Origin of the sequence: Infirmifilum sp., assembly GCF_049970975.1 — an archaeon.
Lineage (GTDB): Archaea > Thermoproteota > Thermoprotei > Thermofilales > Thermofilaceae > Thermofilum > Thermofilum uzonense.
In genome coordinates, this window is record NZ_JBMFLX010000053.1 from 1 (window position 1) to 8,887 (window position 8,887).

At 55.8% G+C, this 8,887-nt stretch carries 7 protein-coding genes; 5 read left to right on the forward strand and 2 right to left on the reverse strand.

What is annotated here, in order from left to right; genetic code table 11:
* The first annotated feature begins 269 nt into the window (after positions 1-269).
* Genes ACP5KC_RS07285 through ACP5KC_RS07300 form a run of 4 tightly spaced genes read left to right on the forward strand, consistent with a single transcriptional unit; the run spans position 270 to position 6,682 of the window.
* Positions 270-3,512 carry a DEAD/DEAH box helicase gene (locus tag ACP5KC_RS07285; protein WP_428287112.1) on the forward strand — a complete coding sequence of 1,081 codons (3,243 nt, stop codon included), beginning with the start codon at positions 270-272 and terminating at the stop codon, positions 3,510-3,512.
* Positions 3,502-4,851: a DUF1998 domain-containing protein gene (locus ACP5KC_RS07290; RefSeq protein WP_428287113.1), complete on the forward strand. Its 1,350-nt coding sequence runs from the start codon at positions 3,502-3,504 to the stop codon at positions 4,849-4,851. The genes ACP5KC_RS07285 and ACP5KC_RS07290 overlap by 11 nt, the downstream gene beginning before the upstream one ends.
* Before the next feature lie 24 nt (positions 4,852-4,875).
* A complete protein-coding gene (locus ACP5KC_RS07295; RefSeq protein WP_428287114.1) occupies positions 4,876-5,595 on the forward strand; it encodes a phospholipase D-like domain-containing protein in 720 nt (239 codons plus the stop codon).
* Positions 5,561-6,682 (forward strand): hypothetical protein, encoded by a 1,122-nt coding sequence (locus ACP5KC_RS07300; protein WP_428287115.1) that lies wholly within the window; start codon positions 5,561-5,563, stop codon positions 6,680-6,682. Before ACP5KC_RS07295 ends, ACP5KC_RS07300 begins: the two co-directional genes overlap by 35 nt.
* Here the strand turns inward: ACP5KC_RS07300 and ACP5KC_RS07305 are convergent.
* Positions 6,669-7,325 (reverse strand): endonuclease III domain-containing protein, encoded by a 657-nt coding sequence (locus ACP5KC_RS07305; RefSeq protein WP_428287116.1) that lies wholly within the window; start codon positions 7,323-7,325, stop codon positions 6,669-6,671. The genes ACP5KC_RS07300 and ACP5KC_RS07305 overlap by 14 nt on opposite strands.
* Positions 7,326-7,421: 96 nt before the next feature.
* Here ACP5KC_RS07305 and ACP5KC_RS07310 point away from each other — a divergent pair, with 96 nt between their 5' ends.
* Entirely contained in the window at positions 7,422-8,423 is a 1,002-nt protein-coding gene (locus ACP5KC_RS07310) for a DNA cytosine methyltransferase (RefSeq protein ID WP_428287117.1), read from the forward strand.
* 263 nt (positions 8,424-8,686) lie between these two features.
* Here ACP5KC_RS07310 and ACP5KC_RS07315 read toward each other — a convergent pair.
* Positions 8,687-8,887, reverse strand: a 201-nt coding sequence (locus ACP5KC_RS07315; protein ID WP_428287118.1) for a hypothetical protein, incomplete at its 5' end; no start/stop codon positions are given.

The following is an 8,887-nucleotide window of genomic DNA, read 5'->3' on the forward strand; positions in this document are numbered from 1 at the left end:
AAGCTCTGATGGTTGTAGTTTTGCGTAGCGCTTATATTGATGCTAAGCATACTTATGTAGTGCAAGCATTTTCTCAGAGGTAGTACGAAGGTATAGAGCATGCACATAGCTCAGAAGGGTGAGCCACCCAAAACGCCTATGAGGAGCTCAAGATACCCAGAGTCCACCCCCGGGGAACGTGGGACGAAGACCCCCAAAAGACTCTTCACCGTGTGCGGCGGGGGTGAAAGCTGCTGAGCGCCGCCTGGGGGAACCCCTTATTCGACGCCGTGCTGGAGTCCATTAAGTTTCTGAGGAGTCGGTTCCACCCTGAGAAGCCCCACATCTCCGTCTTAGCCCCTCCACCCCAGGGCTTCTATTCGGTTGCGTGTAATACGTGCCGCGAGCTGGCTGAAGAGGTTGAAGTAGAAGAGGAGGAGGGGGTAGAAGAAACTGAGGAGTTAGAGGAGGTTGAGTCAGCCGCGAGATCCAGGAATCCGGGTCACGCATTTGGGGCTGCTGTTGTGGTAGAGGGCAATGGAGAGATAGACTTTAAGTACAGTTTCTATGTGAGGAGGGGGGACAGCGGCTGGGGTGACGCTCAGCGGGATCCGCATACTCCAGTATTGGTGGTAGCCAAGATCTTGCTGGCTGACCGCCGGACATCCCTCTCGGTGCTGTGGTCTATAGGCGGGAGCAAGGTAGAAAGTGGTCCCGTAGACGTTGGGGGTTGCGGCGCAGTAGTATTTGCTGTAGCCCCACAGGAGGCTTGGGAGCCAAAGGGTTATGAGGAGGCGATCAAGAGACTGGCCAGGCACCACTTGCGGAACATGCCAGTCGCGATCCGTGCGGAGCCTTTAGTTAAGGTCATAAGGCTGGATAACCGAGTTTCTAGCGCCCTCGCTGCCGAAGTGGTGGTCAAGGGGAATACCTTGGGAAGGTACACGCAATCGTTTGCCGTGCTCGTAGCTACTTGTAGGGACAACGGCGAGATTTGGGCGGCCTCTTACCTGCTTAATTTAGGGGGGTGCTTCCACGGCAGCCGCAACAAAAGTACTGAGAGTTGGCTGAGAAAGGTATGTCAGAGCCCGTGGAAGGCCTACACGTTCGACGGACAGGGGAGGTGGGCCCTAGGCTATCTGCTGGAGGTGGAGGGCGAGGTAACGGCTACTGGAGATCTAAAGATACTGGCTAGGTGGGGCGAACACGGGCTCGAGAAGGCTGCCACGGTTGGTTGCATGCTGATCGAGGAGGAGAAAGGCAAAAAGTACCTGTTAAGGGACTATCACTTAGCCCAAGAGGAGCTGTACCAGCTGGAGGAAGGCAGGGCTCCGGGCGTCGCCATACAGGAGCTAGCGGGCAAGGCGGGTGGCGGATGCCCGGGCTTCCAAAAAGCTGTAGATGCCCTGTGGAGGGCTATCGAAGATCTCGGCATTAAGAAACTCTACAGGTTCCAAGAGGAGGCCGCAGCCGAAATTATGGGTGCTCTTGATAAGGCATCTAAGGGGGAGAGCCCGCCGGCAGTCGTGATCACCGCTAGAACTGCAGGCGGGAAGACGTTGGCATTCCTAATACCAGCCATACTGCTGGCCATCCGCCAGAAGCTTTGCGGAAAACGCGTCGGCGTCAAGGCGATACTAATCTACCCGACGAAAGCATTGGCGAACGATCAGGTGGAGGAGGTAGCCCACCTCCTCTATGCCCTATGGCGTAGAGGGGGGCCCGAGATAACGTTCGGCCTTCTTCATGGCGACGTTCCGGGCAGCGATGAAGTGAAGTACTCTCGAGAGCCTGTAGAGATCCCAGCCTCATGTCCGATTCATAGGAGTAACCTAGTAGTGTCGTGTGATGAAGACAAGTGTGTCGCTACCTGTACTGCTGGTGGTACTGGGTGTCAATTCGCCGAATTTGTGAGCCGCAATATGAAGAAGGTGAGAGACGAATTATACTACGAGCCGCCGGACATATTAATAACCGACGAGGACATGCTCAACAGGATTTTGTCGGGATCGCCGAAAACCCATATAGTCAGCGGGGAATCAGCCCCCTGGTATGAGTGGCAGCTCTTTGGGAAGCCCTACTTGAGGTGCGCCGCTTGTAAGCATACCTATCCAGCTGGCCTAAGAATTAAGAAGTGCAAAGTATGCGGCTCGGATAGGCTCGAGGGTCCGATTGACCCCTCAAGACCCTCCATGATAGTCTTGGATGAGGCGCATCAGCTGTATGGGAGCTTCGGCATCCAAGTACACCACATGCTCTCCCTCCTAGAGGAGGCCGTTGGCTCTAAAATTGTTTACGTCCTTTCTAGCGCCACCATGGGAAGGGCCAGTCAGTTCGCCAGCTCGCTCCTGGGTAAGCCCCTTAACGAAATTCGAGTAGTGGCGGCTGGGCGTAGTCCGGGTCAGCCGCAGGGAGGGTCGGGCTCCGCATATAGGAGGTGGTTTGCCCTCATCATGCCCAAGGCATATACCAGGGACGCTACACTAGTAAGGCTTCTTGCCAAGTTTTACGAAGAGTACCAGACTAAGGCAAGGTCTACGCCGCGCGGCGTAATATTCACTAACACATTGGCCGAGAGCAACGAGCTGGTGGCAAGCCTTAGGAACGATTTTGGAGCCAGAGAGGCGCGCGGAAGGATGACTCAGTCGGTTAGGGTTTCGGGCCACACGACGGACTACTCTCAGGATAGGAGACGGGTTGAGCTCGAATTTAAGAGGGGACAGCTGGAAGTGCTCGTTGCTACCAGCACTCTCGAGGTGGGCGTGGACTATGGGGTGATAGATTATGTGGCTATCTATGGGCTACCATACAGGGTATCCAGCTTCGTCCAGCGAGTGGGCAGGGCCGGCAGGGGGAGAGACGCAGTCGTGTTCGTCGTGTTTGATCCGGAGTCACCTGTGAACTACGACTTCTTTGAGAACCACAAAATGCTATACGATGGGGAACTAAGGGATAAGGCCATAGAGCGGGAGGTGATGGAGGTAACCCCGTACAATGAGGTCGCGATAGAGAGGGCGGTTAAGAGGTGGGCCATCGCAGAAGTCCAGATGGCTTGCTCAGACTTAAGCAGCCCAACGCATAAGCTTATGTGCGGTCTAGTGGCAGCTGAGCTCAAGAACACGGAAGAGAGAAAGCAGGTCGCTGAAATACTTAAACGTCGCCTAGAGGAGAAGCTAAGAACGGGCAAGATGCCGAAGAGCTTAATTCGGGCGGCTTCTATTAAGGAGCAACTAGTTTTACAGGCAGTTAATGAAGTGGTAAGGGCTATTTGGCAGAGAGCGGAGAGAATAAAGGGTCTCAGAGAGCTTGTAGACACCCTAGGCGGGGAGGAGACCCTCTACAACTTGAGACACAGCGACGTGGAGGTCATATTTGAGTTTCCTCCACAGCCGAGGAAGAGGGAAATGAGATACGCTGTGAGTCACTCCCTATGGGGCCAGATAGTAGCTTATAGAGGGGTAGCATACCAAGTGAACGCTGTCCAGCCGTCGCGCGTGGTCGATATAGGTAGGTGGCTACAGGGTGACCACTAACCCTGAATACCTAGAGCTCATAGCTAGCATAGCTGAGGACATGGCGCAAAGCTACAGGGGCACTGGAGCAGGGGATGCGTTGGAGAGGTTTGCAGAAAGAGTCAGAAAGGGGGAGGTAGAGGTGTGGGAGCCATCGAAGGTGTCCTTTAACCTCGGACCGAGCGCAATATCTGACCTAAGCTACTTCAGGTGCTCAGTATGTGGGTACGTGGAGCAGTCGAAGAACAACACCATACCTAAATGTCCAAGGTGCGGTAGCGAACGCAACATGGTACAGGCCTACGTTGGGGCACCTAGCGAACCCGCTGGAGCCGGGGTTCTGGAGTACGACGCCAATAAGGATTTCCAGCGTATGGGTGATAGCCTAATTCTGTCAGCAAGGCACATAATAGACATATGGGCGTGCCCCACGGTGGGCACCGCGAAGAGACTTAAGGGCCTGATGCCCAAGGATCCCGAGAGACCTCAGTCGAGTCTCTGGTTCACTTGCCCCTACGACGACTCCACAGCAGGAGCATGCCGCTACCTAGTAAAAGATGGTACTGTAAGGTGGTGTCAGTATAACAGCCATAGGTATGCGTACGTAAGCTTCAGTAAGATAGGAGGCATAAAAAGGGCTCCAGCCATGCCTAGCGAAGCGATGACTAAACCCATCAAGATCTCCGCCCACTTGCGGAGGAGATGTCTAAAAGACATAACTAGTGAGTTTAGGAGACTGTTGCAGGAAAGAGGTCTCGCGAGCGAATGGGTCGAGGAGACCTGTCTCGGGGAGTTTGAGGTAATAACCTTAGTCCCGCTTTACCTAGTCGGCCACCCCTACTCAAGCAGGCGGGCTAGGACTGCTGTAATGTACTATTCGCGACAAGATAATGTGCAAAGGCTGATCGCCATGGGGAGGAAGATAAGGACGTACGGGATATTAGTCAAAGTGGGATCCGGCGCTATAAGAAGGGCTATCAAGGAGGTCGGCACTATTAGGGGTGTGAATCCGACCCCCTTCGAGGTAGCCCACTCGCTGGCGCACGTTCTCGTAAAAGCTGTGGTCAAGGTCTCGGGCGTAGATCCGAGAGAGGTGGGGGAGTCGGTATTGAGGAACCAGGAAGGATCCTACGAGGTTCTCATATATGACGACTCCCCAGGTGGGGTGGGTGCTACGACCGGTGTAGTAGACCTAGGGATGCCAGATCTAGCCGAGGAGCTGAGAAGGTTCGCATCACTACCATGCCCCAGGGGCTGTTTGTCGGCTTGCAGGGCCTGTCTCTACATTGAGGGATGCGGCTCCCTAAACAAGGGGCTTAACTGGGTAGCCGCAAAGGCTCTGCTGGCTCCTTCCTCCTAGGTGGCGCCCTTGCAGGCTGAGGAGGTGCTGAGGATCCTCAGGTCTAGGCCGTCTGGATGCGCGTACCTATTTGAGATAGCCGAAGAGTTGGGCGGGAGGTGGGCGGACGCCCTCAGAGGTCTCGCCGAGCTAGAGGCCAGAGGTCTGGCTAGGAGGAGTGGTCCCCCGATTGACCCCACCAAGCCCATATCCACAACTCTTTGGTGCGCTGCTGAGGGCCGAGAGGAGGGGCCGTATGGGGAAGTCGAGGCACTGATTTTAAGTCCGCCGGTGGTTTCAGACCTCGGAATACCGCAGGGGGCCCCCTCCTACGGTCTCGAGGAGAGCCTTAGGAGCTTCATGTGCGGAGCTAGAGAGAGCATGAGGATCATGATGCCATACGTTGGAGACCTCCTAAACGTCCTGATGCTTAGTTGCCTAGAGAAACTAAGGCAGCTAAAGTGGATAAGGGTGCTCACCGAGGACGAATATAGCAACAAAAGGGTTCTAGAGCCCATGAAGTCGTTCTTAAGCAACTTGGAGGTTGCTTACGCGACGAGGAAGATCGGCGGGGTTAAGGTTAGGGGCGTCCACGCTAAGCTCATAGTGATAGATTCCAGCGTGGCAATCGTGGGCACTTTCAATTTAACTAACGCACACCTGGCTGTGGATTACGACGTGGGTTTAGTCGTCAGGGGCAGAGTGGTCTCGCACCTAGCGGAGGTTTTCGATGCAGCCTGGAGGGCAGTCTCAGGCGGTTCCTAGATCTCACCAGATTTGCCGCAGCGGGATTTTGAGAGGAGAAGACGCGTTGTTCGCATTTGCGAAGCTTCACAGGCTGATAAGAGAACGATGCAAAAGGAGACCTAGGAAATTTAAGAAGTGCGCCAAAGAGACCGCTAAGGCATTCTCCCTCCTAGAACTGCTCTATCTCATGGATAGCAAGCTTGGATGGGGAGGTAAATGGGTTGTTAAACTGGAAAGCATAGGCGGTCTACTCCTAGGAACGGTAGCAACCCCAGGCGGCAAGCACTTATGGCTTTACCTGTACATGCCCAGCTATGGGGAATTCGTCTCAATGAGACTCGAGCAGGCCTTATGGGAGCAGGCGCAACGTGGGCGCAAGTTATTCCCTCTGACCGAGGTCAGCGTATCGCGGTCAGGCGCCCGTCTTCTAAGACCGATAGGCTCTGTACAGTTCTACGGCGCGACTAGGGGGGAGCTGTCAGTGGGCAGGAATCCAGGGGCCATAATCCCAGCCATAAGCGCTGGCGAGCTGTGCTGTGTTCTGAGGGGGATGCTCATACCAGGTTCCTCCGTGGCGGCTACCCTAACCAAGGCCAATGGCGTCCCCAAGCTTGCTGTGGGCTTCCTAGTGGTCGTTGAGTTCGATAGAGAGCTGGACGCGGCTAGGATACACGAGGAGATGGGGGGCTTAGGGAGAATATGCGGCATTGGCAACGCCCTCCGCCTAGAACCCTTCACGCCTATGCTGGCAGACCGCGGCCTTAAGGGAAGGTGCGTAGCCGCGATTCTGGTTCCTCGGAGAGCTCGGGATGGCATGCTATGGATCGCTCTGGTACTCAGCGTGTTCAACGGGTGCAGGAGGGGTGGATACAAGGCAATTATGCTGGACGAAGTAGCCAGCGCCCTGTGGTGCGCTGCCGAGGTGGACGTGTATAGGCAGCTGGCTAAGACGCTCAAGGAGAAGTACCACTGCATACACAGCGACAGCGTTGTATCCGGGGAGGGAGAGAAGCTGTGCATCCCAGAGTCAGAGTCGCTGAGGTGGCTAAAAGACATGAGGACAAGCGGAGTAGTAGACGACAGGGGATGCTTCAGGGAGCTCTAAGCCTGTAGTACTTGCACATCTCTTTTATTGGGCATGTGGGGCACTTGGGTCTCCTCTTTGTACATATCTGGGATGCGAAGTCGATCGCGGCTAGTAACTCCTCTCTTCCCAGCGGAGTCTCTGCCGCGAGTTTCCTGAGGATCGGATCGTAGGAGTACCTAGGCCCTGGATCTCTCCCGAGGGCCACCCTCGAGATTATCCTAGCCGTGTTAGCGTCCAGGACTGGAAGGCGGGAGTCGCAGGCTATCACGGCTACAGCAGCCGCTACGTAGGGCCCGACCCCGGGAAGTTCCTCAAGCTCCTCGTAGGAGCATGGAACCGAACAACCTCTTCTAGAGAGCTCCTCGCTTATAGCCCTTATGGTCCTGGCCCTCCACTTCCACAGGCCTAGGGGTCGCAGGAGCTCCCTGAGCTCCTCCTCGCTGGGAGGAGGGCAGGGGCTCGGGAACCTTCTCAGAAGCTCCGGGAAAGCTGCTGCCACCTTGGCGGCGTCCGTCTGAATCAGGAGAATTTCGGCCAGCAACACAGCCCACGGATCTCTAGACTCCCTCCACGGGAAGTTTCTCCTGAAAGACGTCCAGCTCGAAGCTATAGTCTCGAAGGCCCTCCTTATAGTCTCGGCAGCCCTTTCAGGAACCTCCAAGTTTTCAGCCCCTGCCAACTAAGGCGGAGGTCAACCGGCCAATCTAATAAAATTTTGATCGCCCCCAAATATTAACAGTTGCCCTTGGGGACGGGCGTGTCTGCTATAGAGCTCTTTGCGGGGATCGGCGGGCTAGGGATAGGGGCTAGGCGGGCCGGGTTAGAGGTGGAGCTGGCGGTCGACGTGGACTGTAGGAGACTTGAGGTGTACTCTAGGGCCGTCCGGCCGAAGAGGGCCCTGTGCCTGGACGCCAGGGAGGTGGACTACTCGGGGTTCAAGGGAATTCAGGCCCTGATAGCTGGGCCGCCGTGCCAGCCGTACTCCAGGGCGACGCCCAAGGGGAGTAGGGGGCCCAGGCACAGGCTCTACATGCTGGACTTAGAGGTGGCCAGGGCGGCCGAGGAGGCGAGACCGGGCGTTGTCGTGGTCGAGGAGGTACCCGGTTGGAGACCCGAGGTGCTGGCCAGGGCCCTAGGGAGGCTAGGCTACTCCGTCCGCTTCGAGCTGGTGGACTTCTCCGAGTACTCCGCCCCTGTGGCTAAGAGGAGGTGGATCCTGGTCGCGTCCAGCGTGCTGGACCCCGCCAGGGTCTTCCGCTTCTTGAGCGGTCTCAGGGGGCCCCCCAAGAGCGCGGCCGAGGTCCTCTCGGGCCTACCGCCGGAGCCGTGCCAGGAGGACGAGTGCGAGTGGATGGGGGTGAAAGTTTACAACCACAGGTCTCCCAGGGTGAGGTCTAGGATAGCCGAGGTGTTCCCCCTCATACCACCGGGGTACTCGCTGGTGAGGGCTCACCGGGAGGGCCTGGTCGACGCCTCGAAGTATGTTAAAAACCCCGAGAACAAGCACAGCTACTGGCTCTATAGGATACCCCTGGAGGGCCCGACCAGGGCTGTCCCGCACCCGAGGAGGAGCATGGTGCTACACCCGTTTTACAACAGGATAATAACCGCCAGGGAGCTGGCCAGGCTCATGACGTTCCCCGACTGGCTCGACCTTAGACCCCTCAACCTAGAGGAAATGTACAGGGCGCTAGCAGACTCCGTACCCCCAGTCTTCTCAGAAAAACTGTTTACATCGATTGGCTCAATGCTCCTCTAGAGAACCGAAAGATCATCTTGTACTACCCAGAGTCTCCTCCGCCGGCTTCATTCGCGCGCCTATCGGTATTTATTCTAGCTTTTGTGCTTCGTGATCTCTGCGGCAATACTTGGGCTCGTATAGTTTCTGAGTATAACTGAGTTTATTAGTTATCGTTGCTGATTCGCGCTTATGAGTGTTTATCTCTAACACTTTTAACGGTAGACCTCGACTTAGAGGGCAACATCGATTCTCGATAGTATTTCTTCGCTTGCGGCCATGTTCTAAATCTTCAGCCCCTCGGGTAATAACATTAGTTTCTCGGTTCTAAGATCTTGGCAACGGCCGACTCTGGCTCCCAAGGTAGCTCTGCTTCTTAGATTGGTGGCTAGCTTCAGTTCTCCGTTTTCATCGGGAACAGAAAAAGGCCTTGTAATTATGGTTGGGTCACGGGTAGCTAAACTTTCACAGACATTACGCATTTC